10 protein-coding genes are annotated in these 15,202 nt (G+C 71.3%); 7 read left to right on the top strand and 3 right to left on the bottom strand.

Annotated elements, in window-relative coordinates; genetic code table 11:
* The first annotated feature begins 65 nt into the window (after nt 1-65).
* From O7617_RS14090 to O7617_RS14070, 5 genes are read left to right on the top strand one after another with little or no spacing between them, the layout of a single operon-like run.
* A complete protein-coding gene (locus tag O7617_RS14090; RefSeq protein WP_282264027.1) occupies nt 66-3,500 on the top strand; it encodes an ATP-binding protein in 3,435 nt (1,144 codons plus the stop codon).
* 1 nt (nt 3,501) lies between these two features.
* A complete protein-coding gene (locus O7617_RS14085; protein WP_282264026.1) occupies nt 3,502-5,511 on the top strand; it encodes a DMT family transporter in 2,010 nt (669 codons plus the stop codon).
* Entirely contained in the window at nt 5,508-6,065 is a 558-nt protein-coding gene (locus tag O7617_RS14080; RefSeq protein WP_282264025.1) for a hypothetical protein, read from the top strand. Before O7617_RS14085 ends, O7617_RS14080 begins: the two co-directional genes overlap by 4 nt.
* Before the next feature lie 56 nt (nt 6,066-6,121).
* A complete protein-coding gene (locus O7617_RS14075) occupies nt 6,122-7,234 on the top strand; it encodes a M23 family metallopeptidase (protein WP_282264736.1) in 1,113 nt (370 codons plus the stop codon).
* A gap of 13 nt (nt 7,235-7,247) precedes the next feature.
* Nucleotides 7,248-7,847 (top strand): hypothetical protein, encoded by a 600-nt coding sequence (locus O7617_RS14070; protein WP_282264024.1) that lies wholly within the window; start codon nt 7,248-7,250, stop codon nt 7,845-7,847.
* Nucleotides 7,848-7,849: 2 nt separating this feature from the next.
* Here O7617_RS14070 and O7617_RS14065 read toward each other — a convergent pair whose 3' ends face one another.
* Nucleotides 7,850-8,284 carry a hypothetical protein gene (locus O7617_RS14065; RefSeq protein WP_282264023.1) on the bottom strand — a complete coding sequence of 145 codons (435 nt, stop codon included), beginning with the start codon at nt 8,282-8,284 and terminating at the stop codon, nt 7,850-7,852.
* A gap of 314 nt (nt 8,285-8,598) precedes the next feature.
* On the opposite strand from O7617_RS14065, the gene O7617_RS14060 reads away from it, so the two are divergent.
* Nucleotides 8,599-11,160: an FtsK/SpoIIIE domain-containing protein gene (locus O7617_RS14060; protein WP_282264022.1), complete on the top strand. Its 2,562-nt coding sequence runs from the start codon at nt 8,599-8,601 to the stop codon at nt 11,158-11,160.
* 46 nt (nt 11,161-11,206) lie between these two features.
* Nucleotides 11,207-11,908: a hypothetical protein gene (locus O7617_RS14055; protein WP_282264735.1), complete on the top strand. Its 702-nt coding sequence runs from the start codon at nt 11,207-11,209 to the stop codon at nt 11,906-11,908.
* A gap of 92 nt (nt 11,909-12,000) precedes the next feature.
* Here the strand turns inward: O7617_RS14055 and folE are convergent, their stop codons facing one another.
* A complete protein-coding gene (folE, locus tag O7617_RS14050) occupies nt 12,001-12,666 on the bottom strand; it encodes a GTP cyclohydrolase I FolE (protein WP_282264734.1) in 666 nt (221 codons plus the stop codon).
* Between the two features lie 35 nt (nt 12,667-12,701).
* A complete protein-coding gene (gene ftsH, locus O7617_RS14045) occupies nt 12,702-14,720 on the bottom strand; it encodes an ATP-dependent zinc metalloprotease FtsH (protein WP_282264020.1) in 2,019 nt (672 codons plus the stop codon).
* Between the last annotated feature and the right edge of the window lie 482 nt (nt 14,721-15,202).

Raw genomic sequence — 15,202 nt, 5'->3', positions numbered from 1 at the left:
CGTACGCCGATCGGTGCGTCGCAGGACGCGGGTAACAGTCTGTCGACAGTCGCTAAGGCGGTCGCATGAGTCGCTCGTCCACGCCGGGTTCTCCGGCCGGCCGCCCGGCCGTGCCGGCAGGTCACCGTGCGCACTCATTCGACTACACCGAAGACGAGGACGAGGTGGCGCTCGACCCCGCACTGGTGACTTCGCCCGGCCACGGCGCGGTCGGCGTGTTCCAGGCACCCCGCCCGGTCTCTCGTCGGCCGGCACCCGCCGAGCCGAGCGCGGTCTCGGCCGGGGACAACGCCGACATCGACTCGCCCTTCCTCGACCTCTTCGGCGGAGCCCGGCCCGGCCCACGAGCCGTTTCGGCAGGCCCGACCACCCGGGAGCAACCGGCGATCCCGCAGCAGCAGCCGCCCACGGCCGGTCCGACACCAGCTCCACCCGTTCCCGACCTGGAGCCACCGTGGACCCCCGAGGACCAGCCCGGCAATGGGGGCCGACGCGTCGAGCCACGACACGTCGGCGGCCACCCGGGCAACGAGTCGCGGGTGCCGCATCAGGCCGGCGACCGGTTGCCGATCCTCCGGCCGACCGCAGAGCCCGAGCCGGTCACCGAGGGCACGTCCGTCTCGAGGGCCCAGGGCCCGGCGACCCGCCCACCCGACACCACGTCACCCGCCCGGCCGACCGCGGCGTCCGGTCGACCCACGGCACCCGTGGAACGAGCCCCGGCCCACACTCAGCCCGTGGAGCGGTCGACCGCTCCTGTCGAGCGTCCGGCCAACGCCGCTCCGACCGACCGGCCGGCCCTGGAACGGCCCCAACGCCGCGCCGCCGGCTCGGATCGAGCCAAGGGTGTCGGCAAGGAGGTCGCCCCGCCCCGAGGGCGCGCCGCCGGTCGCCAGGACCGACCGACGAAGCCGACCCGGATCCGCGCACCGAAGATCAAGTTCGGTGATCGGGACCCGTCGGTCGAGCTGGCCATCACCGAGATCGCCGGTCACCTCACCTTCACCCCCAACACGGTCACCGCCTGGTATTGGCTGCCCGAGGTCCGTTGGGCATTCCGGCCGGACGCCGAACGCGAAGCACTCCTGTCGGCGATCTCCGAGCAGTACGCGGGCCTGGCCGGCTTCCGGCTGCACCTGCGCCGCACCACCCGGCCGTTCCCCGCCGACGAGTGGGCGCGCACCATCGACGCCCACACCGCCGCGCCGCTCGCCGACGTTCCCGGCACCACCGGCTGGGCAGATCACCTGGTCGCCGCCCAACGACACCTGATGGCGGTCAACCACGCCGAGGGCCAGACCTACCTGGGTGTCACCTTCGCCCGCCGCTCCCTCGGCGACTCCCTCACCGAACGGATGCTGCGCACCTTCGGTCGGGGCACCGCCGAGGGCGAACGCCGCAAGCTGGGCCGCACCGTCGAACAGTTCGACGAGGTGCTCGGCGCGTTCGGCATGCGGGGTCGACGGGTCACCGCACAGGAGTTGGAGTGGCTCCTCTACCGGTCGGTGGCGCTGTGCATGGCACCCCCCGGCACGCTCTCGCCGGTGACCGACGGCCGCTGGGAACGCGGTGACCTGCTCGCCCTGACCGAGCAGGTGGAGCGCTACCGCACCCCGTACGGCTCGACGGTCAAGCTGGTCAACCGGATGACCGGCGAGGAGCGGCACGTGGCAGTGCTCGCGGTCGGCCGGATGGAGCCGCTGGAGATCCCGGAACGGCACGAGCCCTGGCTGCACTTCCACGAGCGGCTGCCCTGGCCGATGGAGATCTCCACCCGCGTCGACATCCTCGGCTCCGGCGACTCCTTCCGTAACCTCGAACACCGGCTACGGATGATCCGCTCCCAACAGCTCGACTACGCCGAGCACGGCATCGACGCACCCCCGGAGCTGGAACGACTCGCCAAGCGGGCGCTGGTGATCGGCGACGAGATGACCACCGGCCTGCCGGTCGACTCGGCCCGTGCGCACGGCTGGCACCGGATCGCGGTCGGCGGCCGGACCAGGGAGGAATGCCTGGAGCGGGCCCGCCGGCTCATCCAGCTCTACTCCCGGGAGCTGCGCATCTCGCTGCAACACCCGAAGAACCAGGACTGGTTGGCCCGCGAGTTCATCCCCGGGGAGCCGATCGCCAACACCGGCTACGTCCGGCGCATGCCGGTGCCGTTGCTCGCAGCCGCGCTCCCCCAGGCCGCGTCGAACGTGGGCGACCGTCGGGGCGACCTGATCGGCCGGACCGCCGGCACCTGCCGCCGCCCGGTCTTCCTCGACCTGCACTTCCCCATGGAGGTCCGGGAACGCTCCGGGCTCGCGGTCTTCGTCGCCGAACCGGGTGGTGGCAAGTCGACCCTGCTCGGGGCACTGGGCTACCTGGCCGCCCGCCGGGGTGTCCAGGTGACCCTGCTCGACCCGTCCGGGCCGCTGGCCCGCCTCTGCGCGATGCCCGAGCTGCGGCCGTACTCCCGGGTGTTGAACCTGACCGGCTCGGAGCACGGCACCCTGGCGCCCTACTCGCTCATCCCGACGCCCCTGCGCACCGAATTCGGCACCGGGGCCGCCGGTGACCGCGAGTTCGAGATCGCGGTCTCCAACGCGCGGGCCGAGCGGCGGATGCTGGTCCAGGACATCTGCATGATGCTGGTCCCGCCGCAGGTGGCCAGGGAGGCGTCCACCGCCACCCTGTTCCGGCACGCCGTCCGTCAGGTTCCCGCCGAGGAGACGTCCACCCTGGACGACGTCGTGAGCTGCCTCGGGCGCCTCGACGACGACGCCGGCAAGGAACTGGCCAATCTCCTCCTCGACACCGCCGAGATGCCCCTGGCCATGCTCTTCTTCGGCCGTCCCCCGGAGGGGCTGCTCGGCGCCGACGCCGCACTCACGGTGATCACCATGGCCGGGCTGCGGCTGCCCGACCTCAAGATCGAACGCGAGTACTGGTCGGCCGAGGAGGCGCTGGCCCTGCCGATGCTGCACACCGCGCACCGGCTCGCCGTCCGGCGCTGCTACGGCGGCTCGATGTCGTCGCGCAAACTGGTCGGCCTGGACGAGGCGCACTTCATGGAGGGCTGGCGGTCCGGGCGTTCGTTCCTGGTCCGACTCGCCCGCGACTCCCGCAAGTGGAACCTCGCCGCGCTCGTCGCCTCGCAGAACCCCCGCGACATCCTCGGCCTCGACGTGCAGAACCTCGTCTCCACCGTCTTCGTCGGCCGCATCGCCGAGGACACCGAGATCGCCTCCGAAGCGCTGCGGCTGCTGCGGGTGCCGGTCAACGACGGGTACGAGGCCACTCTCGCCTCCCTCTCCGCCGCCGACACCAACTCGGCCTCCCGCCTCGGCTTCCGCGAGTTCGTGATGCGCGACGTCGACGGCAGGGTGCAGAAGGTCCGCGTCGACGTCTCGTACGTCGAAGGGCTGCTGGATCACCTCGATACGACGCCCGCCGCGATCGCCGCTGCGGCCGGAGTCCTGCCGAGCATCCCCCTTCCGGATCTGGAGGCGTGACATGGCTAGGGCCTGGGTCAAGGTCCTCGGTCGAGCCGAGGCGAAGGGCCGGGCCCCAAGCCCCGGGGCCCGGGCAAGGATCACGTCGTTCCTGCTCGCCCTCGGCGTCCTGGCCGGAGCGACCCTCACCTGGCCGCTGATCGGGGCGGAGGCCGCAGCGGCGGCCCCACCCGTCGCCCAGGCCCGCGCCGACCTCTGCACGACAGCCGAATGGCAGGCCGACTTCCGGGCCTGCGTGCAGAAGCTCCAGACGGTCAGCGAGGACGAGGTCAAGTGCCGTAACGCTCCGACGCCGGGCACACCGGACTCGGGCCTCGCCGGCTGGTTCGCCGCAGCGCCGCCAACGGAAGCAGCGAACGGAGTGGCTGGCCGGTACAGCCTCTACGGCTACGGTGGCTACAGCTACAACACCTATGACATCGAGGGTGGCTGCGCGTCCAGCGTGCTGCATCCGGACTACAAGTTCACCACCACGATCGCCAATGGCGAATTCATGGCCGCTACGGCAATCATCGGTGCGTCCAACGCACTTCGTGAGCGTGCCTGGGACCCCGGCTCGATGTGGGGCTGGGCGGACCCGCTGGTCGAGCAGGCCACCAAGGCCGTGTACGAGAAGGTGTTCAGCGTCTTCGGCATCATCACCCTCTGCGTGGTGGGGCTCTATCTGCTCTGGCGATCCCGCCAGTCAGACATGAGCAACGCGATGACCACCGCGGGGTGGGCACTGCTGGTGATGGTCGCGGTCACCGCCCTCGCTGCCTGGCCGGTCAAGTCGGCCAATGTCGCCGACGGTGCACTTGTCACAAGTCTCGGAGTCGTCCACGACGCGGTCGGTCCGCAGGCGAAGGAGCCGGACCCAGGGCGGTGCATCGACCCCGACCCGAACCGCTGTAAGGACCTCCGCACGCCCGCCGTCCGAGCCAGCGACACCGCTACCGAGACCATGCTCTACCGGAACTGGCTCCGCGGAGTACTGGGCTCGGCGGACAGCGAAACCGCCCGTAAGTACGGCCCGGCCTTGTACGACGCACGGTCTCTGACATGGGGCGAGGCCCAATCCATGCGCGCCAACCCGGCTACCCGGGAGGCGACGATCAAGGCCAAGCAGCAGCAGTGGGCACGGGTGGCCCAGCAGATCCAGACCGAGGACCCGGAGGCGTACGAATACCTCCAGGGCGTGCGCGACATGGACCGCGTCGGTGCTGGGTTCATCGCGGTGCTGGCCGCGTTGCTCTTCGCGATGTTCGACCTGACCGCGTCGGTGCTCGTCCTGCTGGGCTTCCTCATCTTCCGGTGGGCGGTGATCGCGGCACCCATCCTGGGCACCATCGGCCTGCTCCGGCCGGCCAGCGCCGGCCTACGGCGGTTGGCGAACGCCGTAGTTGCGGCGGTGTTCAACATCGCCATCTTCGGCACCGGGGCCGCGATCTACCTGTTCGCCGTCGACCTGATCATGAGCACGCCAACCCTGGCAGGTTGGCTCCAGGTGGTGCTGGTCTGGCTCTGCGGGGTGGTCGGCTGGCTATTGCTGCGGCCGTACCGACGGATCACCCAACTCGGCGGCAAGGACAGCAGCGAGGCGGTGAGTTCGGCCGGCTCCTGGCACCGCCGGTTCTTCCGGGACATGCGGACCGCCGCCCGACTGGACGTGGCGGAGCCGGGCGGCACAGCCGAGCCGGTGGGCGGGCGTCGACGGTCACCCGACGTGGAACAGACCCGACTGCGCCCGGAGGCCCGCCGGGAGGATCCGGTCTCGACGCCGTCGGCTGTCGGCGCGGGCCAGCGCGACAGCGGGCGCCCCGACGGCCGGGAACGCCCCGATGAGACGCCGGCGGCCGAGACCAGAGGCCGGGGCCGTCCCGTCGCCCCCCAGCCACGTCGCCGTCAGCCGGCGACGTGGACCGAGCCGGACGTGCCGGCCGAGAACCCGTCGTTCGTCGTCTACCGGCCCGGGTCGACGGAGCGCACGCCGGACCGTTCCGGACCTCGGGTGCGCTCAGAGGCACGGTGACGGGGATGCGACGGGCGCTTGAGTTTCTCTTCACCCGGGCGCTGCGGTCCCGGCTGGGCGTGGCGCTCGTCATCGCGGTACTCGTCTTCGGTGTGCTCGGCGCGGCTCGCTTGATGTCTGGTCCCCTCGATCCGACCGACGGCTTGAGCAGCCGCCCGAACCAACCGATCACCACAGTGGACCCGACGACCGGCGACGACGGGGTGCTCTCCGACGAGGCTCCGCCGTCACCGGTGACATCGCCGGGTGCCCGGACGCCCGAACAGACCGCGGACCGATTCACCAAGGCGTGGCTGGGCCGCCCCGGGATGACCACGGAGGAATGGCAGACCGGCCTCCGGCCGCTTTCCACGCCTGCCCTGACCGAGAAGCTGGCCGGTGCCGAACCCGAGACTGTGCCCGCCGAGCAGGTCACCGGGCCGCCGACCATGCGGGAGCGCACCGAGACGTTCGTCGAGTTGCTACTTCCGCTGGACAACGGCCGGCTGAGGCTGGAACTCGTCACCTCCGACGAGGGGTGGATGGTCGACGTGGTGGATTGGGAGCGGCCGTGAGCGCCGACAGGGGTGCCGCCCTCCGCCGACCGGTGCGGGTCGGCGTGATCGCCACGATGCTCACCGGTGTGCTGCTTCTGCTCTGCTGCACCGGCGGGACCGCGGCGTTCTTCCTGAGTGGGCTCGGCGGCGACGCGGAGGACGGGGACAACCTGGCCGGCTGGGGTTGCGGACCGGTCCGTCCGGTGGACATCGTGGGCGAGCTGCCGCGGTTCACCGAGTACGGCGACGCGCAGGTCCGCAACGCTGCGATCATCATCAAGGTCGGCCAGGACCTGGGTGTGCCGTCGCGGGGTTGGGTCATCGCCCTGGCGACCGCCATGCAGGAGTCAAATCTGCGCAACCTGGCCAACAGAGCCGAGCCCGAATCCCTCAGCCTGCCGAACGAGGGCGTCGGGGCTGACCACGACTCGCTGGGGCTGTTCCAGCAGCGGCCCGGTTGGGGGTCGGTCGCCGAACGGATGACGCCCTCGTACGCAGCTCGGAAGTTCTACGAGAAGCTCGTCAAGGTCCGCAGTTGGCAGCGCCGACCGCTGACTGTGGTGGCACAGCAGGTCCAGGTCAGCGCCTATCCGGACGCCTACGCCAAGCACGAGGAGTTGGCCAGCAAGCTTGTGAACGCGCTGGCCGGAGGCGCGGCCCGCACCGTCGAGATCAACGGCAAGGCGGTGTGTGACGCGGCCGAGCGCGGCGAGATCGCCGCCTCCGGCTGGACCGCTCCGATCCCCGGCGACGTCGGCTCCGGCTTCCGCACCGCCAGCCGACCCAGCCACCACGGGGTGGACATCGGCGCGGCGAAGGGCACCGAGATCCGCGCTGCGGCATCCGGTCGGGTGCTGGTCGCCCAGTGCGATCCGGACAACCGGAATCGGCGGGACTGTGACGTGGACGGGTACCCGGACAAGGGCGGCTGCGGTTGGTTCGTCGACCTGCTGCACGCCGGTGGTTACATCACCCGCTACTGCCACATGGTGGTCCAGCCACGCGTCAAGGTGCATCAGATCGTTTCGGCGGGCGACGTGATCGGGCAGGTCGGCAGCAGCGGCAATTCCTCCGGCCCGCATCTGCACTTCGAGGTGCACGAGCGCAACAACCGGAAGAGCTCCGGAGCCATCGACCCGGTTCCGTTCATGCGCGAGCGGGGTGCCCCGCTGCGCGCCGCCGAGTAAGGTCACCACTGGCATGACCGGACCATTGCCGGACCCGTTCGCCGACCAGCCGGACTGGGCACCCCGGCCGCCCCGGCCACTGGCCGTCGTGCCCGCCACCGACCGGGTGGAACTACGCGGGCGACGGGTGCTGGTCGGGCTGCCGGGGCTGGGTTGGCGGGGCGACCTGCGCGCGGACGACCGGGTGGTGCAGAACGCCCGGACCTACGTGCCGGTGATCCCCGAGCACGAGTGGTACCGGGCCGAGGCCGAGCAGGTGGAGGTGTTCGCCCCGCTGGTGCCGGTGGAGCGGGTCTGGGTGGAGACGGTCGGCAGCCGCCCGGTCGCGGAGGAAGATCGGGAGACCGGCATCCGGTTGGTCTCCCTGGACGGACCCGCGCACCGCAACCCCACACCCGTCTTCGAGGCGGACGCGGTCACCGGTCGAAGGGTCGTGCACGTCGAGGACGGCGTTGAGCATCGCGACCTGCGGGCGGTCACCGAGACCTACTCGGGTGCCGAGGGGGACATCTGCGTGCGGATCACGCCGGAGGTGGAGTGGTACCGCTGGGCCTGGCGCGGCCAGGCACCCACCACCCTGGAGGTACCGGTCCATCTGTTGTGGATCGAGTAACGTCAGCTCACTCTATTGCCTGCGCAAACGCGCCACCCCTCCTTGTCCTTCACATCGAACCGCCATGCGTCCGCCAGGCTTTGGTGAACACCATCGATCGATGCGCTTCGGCGGATTACGGCGGTTACAACCGCGTCAGATACGGCGGTCTTGGAAACCACAACATTCTCGATATTAATCGAGAAGGCCACGCCCAATTCCTGTTCACGCCCGGCTACTTGAGCAGCGAATTCATTGACCGCGGGAACCCCACCATTGCAGGAAAACAGCTTTGCCCGATTCAAATCGCGGGAGACGAGCGTCGCCTGGAGGTAGTTGACTACTGCCACATCGGGCGTGCTGCGGTCGGGGGCTGCCGCGCGGTTGTACAGCACGTAGCCCGTGATGGCCCCGCCCAGACAGAGCAACGCGAGAACACCGCCGACGACCGTGAGCACGGTCCGCATTCGGCGGCGCGGCGGCTGCGGCGCCGGTGGTGCCGCAGCCGGCGGCAGCTGCTCGGACGGTGCCCGTTGGGCCGGTACGCGGGAGACCTGGGAACCGGCGGGGGGCTGCACTGATTCCACCTCCTGAAGTTATCGGCTGGACGCCCCGGAGCCAATGCCTCGGATCCAGCGGATCGTGACGGACCCCTCCCCACCGGTGAGATCCACGACATCCCTGGCGCACCGCCGAGGCACCTCCCGGAGGAGGGGAGCCGGCTGGGATACCGTCTCTGCTCGGGAGGGGTTGCCAACCTCGGGCAGAGGGGGTGGACGCGGTGGCCGGTCCGAAGGCACGTACGAACCGCGCCGCAGCTCTGCACCGTCGGGCGGCGGCAGTCGCTACCGCTGCCGCGGGGATCCTGGACGAGACGCGACCGGCCCCGGCCGATCAGCGCCGCCAGTACGAGGTGGCCGATCGTCTGCGGGAGGTTGCCGCACGGCTGGCTCCGGGCTGGTCGGGTGCGGCATTGAATTCGCTGACGGTGGACACCGCGGCGGGTGACGGTCCGCCGCCGTTCGTACGGGTCGGCACGGCGGCGCCGCTGGATGATGCCCGTTTCCCCGCGTTGGTGCCGTTGGTGGGCACCGGTCATCTGAGCGTGGACGCGGATGCGCGGGAGCCGCGGGTGGCGGGGTTGCTTCGGGCCGTACTCCTGCGGTTGTTGGGTGCGACACCGGCGGGTGCCTTGTTGGTTCGCGCGGTGGACGCCACCGGTGTCGTGCTGACGTCGTTCGGTCCGCTCGCCGATGCCGGTCTGTTGCCGCCGCCTGCGGTGGACGTGACCGGCCTGCGCGCGGTGTTGACCGAGGCGGAGCAGTGGGTGACGCCGGGTGCGAGTGGCCGGCGTCGCCACGACCGTACGTTGCTGTTGGTGGTCGCGGCGATGCCGGAGTCGACTGGTCCGAGTGATCTGGCGCGGCTTGAGGCGCTGGCCGAGCAGGGGCCGGCGGCGGGGTTGCACCTGGTGGTGGCCGGCTGGCCGCCGGCCGGTCCGTACGCGGTCCGGGCACCGTTGCCGCGCACCACGGCTGTGGCGTTGCGCAACGCGTACGCGCTGCTCGGTGATCCGCCGGGGGCGTCCTTCGCCGGGCCGGGCGCGGATCCGCCGGGCGGGTTGAACTCACCGGTCTTCGTGGAGTCGGATCCGCCGGCCGAGTTGGTGGGCGCGGTCTGTCGACGGCTGGCCGAGCAGGTGGAGGCGGGTTCGCGGTTGGCGTTGGCGGCTCTGCTGCCAGCGACGGGCGAGCACCTGTGGGAGTCGGAGTCCGTGGACGGGATGACGACCACGGTCGGTGATGCCGGGGGTCGGTCGGTGCCCCTGGGTTTCACCGAGCTGACGCCGCACTGGTTGGTGAGTGGTCGTTCCGCGGGGGGTCGTGCCGCCTTCCTGACCACCGCGCTGCTGGGCCTGGCCGCTTGGTACGGCCCGGACGAGCTGTCGCTCTACCTGGCGGATCTGGGCGAGGGTGAGTCCTTCGTGGAGTTCCTGCAGACCGAGCGGGACCGGTCGTGGATTCCGCAGGTGCGCGCTGCGGCGATGGCCGCCGACCGGGAGTACGTGCGGGATCTGCTCGACGAGTTGACGGCCGAGGTGCGGCGGCGGGCGGAGGCGGCGACGCGGGCTGGTGGGCAACGGTTCGCGGAGCTGCGTCAGCATCAGTCGCTGCCGCGGATCGTGTGCGTGTTGGAGAATGTGCCGCTGCTCTTCGCCGAACGGGATCGACTGGCCGCCGAGGTGGCGGCCCAGTTGGACGGGTTGGCCCGGGCCGGTCGGGCGTTCGGCGTGCACCTGGTGTTGGCCGGGGCGGGCGAGCTGGGGCTGAGTGCCCGCGCGGATGCCGGCCACCGGGATTCGGTGCTCGGGCAGTTTCCGGTGCGGGTGGCGTTGCCGGGCGGCAGCCCGGTGCTGGAGCCGACGAACGACTCGGCGGCCGGTCTGCCGGTGGGCAGCGCGGTGGTCAACACCGCCGGTGGGCTCGGCGGGCCTCGGGGTGCGATCCGGGGTCACGAACGGTTGATCCGCTATCCGGACCCGCAGGACCACCCGGAGGTGGTGGAGGAGCTTCGGCACGAGTTGTGGGCGGCCCGCCCGGCCGGGTCGGCGCCTCCGGTGGTCTTCGCCGGTTACGCCCGGCCCCTGCTGAGCAACGACCCGCGCCACCGGGCGGCGTTGGCGGGGCAGGCGCACGGCCCGGCCGCCCTGCTGGGCCGCGCGGTGGATGTGGCCCGTTCGACTGTCGCCGTGCCGTTGGGGCCGGCGGCCGGGCGCAACCTGGCGGTGTTGGGGTCGGGTGCCGCGGCGGGTGGGCTGCTGGCGACGGCGGCCCGGAGCACCGCCGACCATCACCCTCCGGGGAGCGCTCGTTTCCTGGTGGCGGCACCGGATCCGAGTTCGCGGGCGCTGGCGGAGGCGTTGACCGCCGAGTTGGCCACCCGGCATTCGGCCGAGATGGTGGACCTGTCGACGCTGCTGGCGGACCCGGCCGACGAGTTGCCGACGTACCTGGTGGTCTTCGGTCTGGACCGGCCGGGTCCCCGGGAGTTGCCGGTGGACCGGCTCCGGGCGTTGCTGCGGGACGGCCCGCCGGCGGGGAGGCACCTGCTGGGCTGGTGGCGTGCGGTGCCGCCGTTCGCCGCGTTGTTCGAGCCGGCGGGTGAGGTCGACAAGCTGGCCGCCGTGGTCGTGCTGGACGTGCCGGTCCCGCAGCTCACCGCCGTCTTCGGGCGGCCGGTGGAGTGGCGGGTCCGCCCCGACCGGGCGGTGCTGTGGGACGGCCCCGACGAGCGGGGTCGGGTCCTGGTGCCGTTCGCGGACGAGACCGGCTGACGCGATGGCGCGAGCGGGAGGTGTCGAGGTGGGTCCGAACGCGACGGTGACCGGGCCGGGACGGCAGCGCGCCGCGTCGGCGAGCGGAGACGTCACGCCGACGGCGGTCGAGCCGAGCACGGTCTGGGCGGAGTACCTGGCCGCGGCGCGTCAGCTCGACGGGGTACGCCGCAGCGCGGCTGCCGCAGCCGGTGAGCAGGCCCGGTCGGCGGAGGCCGCCCGGGAGGAGTTGACCGTGGTGCGAACCGGGCTGGCGAGTCAGCAGGAGCGGCTGCGGGAGTTGGGCGTACCGGCGATCTCGCTGGTGCCGTCGCCGCCGGAGCTGACCGAGGCGGCCCGGTCGATGGCGGGCGGCCCGGCCGCGGTGTTGGCGGCGTTGCGCGCCGCGCGGGGCCGGGCCGAGGCGGCGGACACGGCGCTGGGCACGCGCCGTCGGTTCCGGCCGGGGTCGTGGTCGGTCCGGGCGCGCAACCTCCTGGTGTACGGGCCGTTGGCGCTGCTGGTGCCGCTGATCCAGGTCGCGGTGTACGCGGCGACGGGCATCGGGCCGGCCACCGTGGCCGCGCTGATCTGTGGGCTGCCGATGCCGGCGGTCGCGTTCGTCGCCGGTTGGCTGGGCATCGGGCGGCTGTTCCGCGTCGGCCCGGCGGAGCGGCTGGACCGCACGGTCCGCTTCGGCGCGCTGGTGTGCCTGGTGCCGGCGGTGCTGGTCACGGCGGGTCTGCTGCTGGCCGTGCTCGCCGGCTGACCGGGCGAGGGCTTCGCCTGGCGCGGTTGGGGCAGGAACGGAACCGGCCGGCCGCCCCGGAGGGGATCGGCCGGCCGGTGTCGGTCGGGGTGTCAGCGGGGGATGATCAGCGCCATCGCCTCGGCCCGCGACTTCGAGTCCGTCTGCAGGATGCCGCGTACCGCTGAGGTGATGGTCTTGGCACCGGATTTCTGGATGCCGCGCATCGCCATGCACATGTGCTCGCATTCGAGCACGACGACGACCCCGCGTGGTGCGAGTCTGCTCATCAGCAGGTCGGCGACCTGCGAGGTGAGCCGCTCCTGCACCTGGGGTCGACGGGCGAAGACCTCGACCAGTCGGGCGAGCTTGGACAGGCCGGTGATCCGCCCGTCCGGGCCGGGGATGTAGCCGATGTGCGCGCTGCCCCGGAACGGCAGCAGGTGGTGCTCGCAGAGGCTCATCACGTCGATGTCCCGGACGATCACCAGCTCTTCGTGGTTGGCCTCGAAGGTGGTGCTGAGCACCTGCGCCGGGTCGACGCGCAGCCCGGCGAAGAGTTCGGCGTACGCGCGGGCGACCCGGGCCGGGGTCTGTTGGAGGCCGTCGCGGTCCGGGTCCTCGCCGACCGCGATCAGGATCTCGCGGACGGCCTTCTCGATCCGGCCCAGGTCGACGGCGTCCTCGACGGGGCGGCCGGTCAGCTTGCCGCTGATCAGTCGAGCGGCGACGTAGTCCAGCTCGTCGTCGCCGTCGGGTTCGGTCGCGGAGACGGCCAGCTCCCGGTGGGGGGAGCTGGCCGTCGGGTCGTTGCTCAGTGCGTGCCGTCCGAGTTGTTCGACGGCGCCCCACCGCCGACCGACGCCTGCGCGCCGTCAGCCTGGGCCTGCGCCTTGAGCTTGTCCTTCTCCGCCGGGGTGAGCACGGGCGGCTCGGTGGAGGGCTGGCGCTTGCCGAAGCCGTTGTACGGGGCCAGCGGCGGGCGCTTCACCACTCGGGCGCAGATCCGCGCCATGTCGGCCGTGGAGAGGGTCTCCTTCTCCATCAGCTCCAGCACGATGTTGTCCAGGACGTCCCGGTATTCCACCAGGATCTCCCAGGCCTCGTCGTGCGCCAGCTCGACGAGTGCCCGCATCTCGCCGTCGATCTCGGCGGCCACCGAGTCCGAGTAGTCCCGCTCGTGGCCCATGTTGCGGCCGAGGAACGGCTCGTCTCCGCTGGTGCCGTACTTGATCGCGCCGAGCTTGGAGCTCATGCCGTACTGGGTGATCATCGCGCGGGCCAACTGGGTGGCCTTCTCGATGTCGTTGCCGGCACCGGTGGTCGGCTCGTGGAAGACCAGTTCCTCGGCGGCCCGACCACCCAGCGCGTACGCCAGGGTGTCGATCATTTCGGCGCGCGTCTGGGTGTACTTGTCCTCGGTGGGGAGCACCAGGGTGTGGCCCAGCGAACGGCCACGCGACAGGATCGTCACCTTGTGCACCGGCGCGGCGTGCGGCAGCGCCCAGGCGACCAGCGCGTGCCCACCCTCGTGGTACGCGGTGATCTTCTTCTCCTGGTCGCTCATCACGCGGGTGCGCCGCTGCGGACCTGCGATCACCCGGTCGATCGACTCTTCCAGCGAGTCGTTGGTGATCGCGCGCTGGTCCTTGCGGGCGGTGAGCAGGGCCGACTCGTTGATCACGTTGGCCAGGTCGGCGCCGCTGAAGCCCGGGGTGCGCCGTGCCACCGAGTCGAGGTCGACGTCGGGGGTGAACGGCTTACCCTTGGCGTGCACCCGCAGGATGGCCTTGCGGCCCTCCATGTCGGGGGCGTCCACCGGGATCTGCCTGTCGAAACGGCCCGGGCGCAGCAGCGCCGGGTCGAGGATGTCCGGCCGGTTGGTGGCGGCGATCAGGATGACCCCGCCCTTGGTGTCGAAGCCGTCCATCTCGACGAGGAGCTGGTTGAGCGTCTGCTCGCGCTCGTCGTGACCGCCGCCCATGCCGGCGCCACGGTGCCGACCGACGGCGTCGATCTCGTCGACGAAGACGATCGCCGGGGCGTTCGCCTTGGCCTGCTCGAAGAGGTCGCGGACCCGGCTGGCGCCGACACCGACGAACATCTCCACGAAGTCGGAGCCGGAGATGGAGTAGAAGGGCACCCCGGCCTCGCCGGCGACCGCGCGGGCCAGCAGGGTCTTGCCGGTGCCGGGCGGGCCGAACAGCAGCACGCCCTTCGGGATCTTGGCGCCCAGAGCCTGGTACTTCGCGGGGTTCTGCAGGAAGTCCTTGATCTCGTGCAGTTCCTCGACGGCCTCCTCGGCACCCGCGACGTCCGCGAAGGTCGTCTTCGGGGTGTCCTTGGTGATCATCTTCGCCTTGGACTTGCCGAAGTTGAGCACCCGGGAGCCGCCGCCCTGCATCTGCGACATGAAGAACAGCAGCAGAAGGACGAGCAGCGCGATCGGCAGCAGGTTGACCAGCAGGCTCACCCAGATGCTGTCCGAGGAGACCTTGACGTCGGCCGGGCCGGTGACGCGGTTGGCCGCCTTGGCGTCCAGCACCTCGTTCCAGATCTGGTCGCCGGCCTGGTACGGGAACTGGGCCTCGATCCGGTCGGTCTCGGTCTTGCCGAACTTGGTCTTCTGAGCGAGGTCCAGTTGGACCGTCTGCTCCTTGTCCTGGAAGACGACCTTATTGATCTTGGCGGTGTGCAGCTGATCGAGCGCAACGGAAGTGTCCACGCGGTGGTAGCTGGGACCAGCGGTGAACAGTTGACTGAGCACAACGGCGCCGAGGATGACCAGGATGATCCAGACCACCGGTCGGCGGAAGAAACGCGTACGTTCCATACTGTTGTCGAGCGCCGGGGCGCCCGCATCCTCCTGATCGACGTCCTGACCGTCTGATGGTGTCGCCGCGTGAGCGGCGGCCGGAGCCGCCGTGCGGGCCGGCTCGACCCCGAGGCGCGAAAACTGCCGCGCCGCGGTCATTCGACGGTACACCGTGTACGCGAGGAGTGAGCTTGCGAGCCCCGCAGTCGTGCACCATCGAACCGCCCCGCGCACGCGAGGAGCGAGCTGGCGAGCCCCGCACCGGCGCACCTTCGGTATCGGCACGCACCGTGGGCAGGCCCACCAGCCCCGCAACCAACGTGCGGCGGGTCCGGATCGGAACCGGCGTGGCGGGGAGTCCGGCCCGGCCACCCGAACGCCCGGTCACGCGGTCGAGGGGGTCGGGCGCGGATTAACCTCCGGGCCACCGTGGTCCACGGTAACCGCAACACCTGAGAGCGCGCTGAACGTCGGCTTGATGGATGCCGATGCGAGTCGGC

It is taken from the genome of Micromonospora sp. WMMD1155 (assembly GCF_029581275.1).
Taxonomy (GTDB): Bacteria; Actinomycetota; Actinomycetes; order Mycobacteriales; family Micromonosporaceae; genus Micromonospora.
Note: the sequence above shows the minus strand (reverse complement) of the source record. Positions and strands in the feature narration are given on the sequence as shown.

What these genes read in the sequence shown, in the direction of transcription:
- O7617_RS14090 (WP_282264027.1), top strand. Translation starts at nt 66, where the DNA reads ATGAGTCGCTCGTCCACGCCGGGTTCTCCGGCCGGCCGCCCGGCCGTG.
- O7617_RS14085 (WP_282264026.1), top strand. Translation starts at nt 3,502, where the DNA reads ATGGCTAGGGCCTGGGTCAAGGTCCTCGGTCGAGCCGAGGCGAAGGGC.
- O7617_RS14075 (WP_282264736.1), top strand. Translation starts at nt 6,122, where the DNA reads ATGCTCACCGGTGTGCTGCTTCTGCTCTGCTGCACCGGCGGGACCGCG.
- O7617_RS14070 (WP_282264024.1), top strand. Translation starts at nt 7,248, where the DNA reads ATGACCGGACCATTGCCGGACCCGTTCGCCGACCAGCCGGACTGGGCA.
- ftsH (WP_282264020.1), bottom strand. Translation starts at nt 14,720, where the DNA reads ATGGAACGTACGCGTTTCTTCCGCCGACCGGTGGTCTGGATCATCCTG.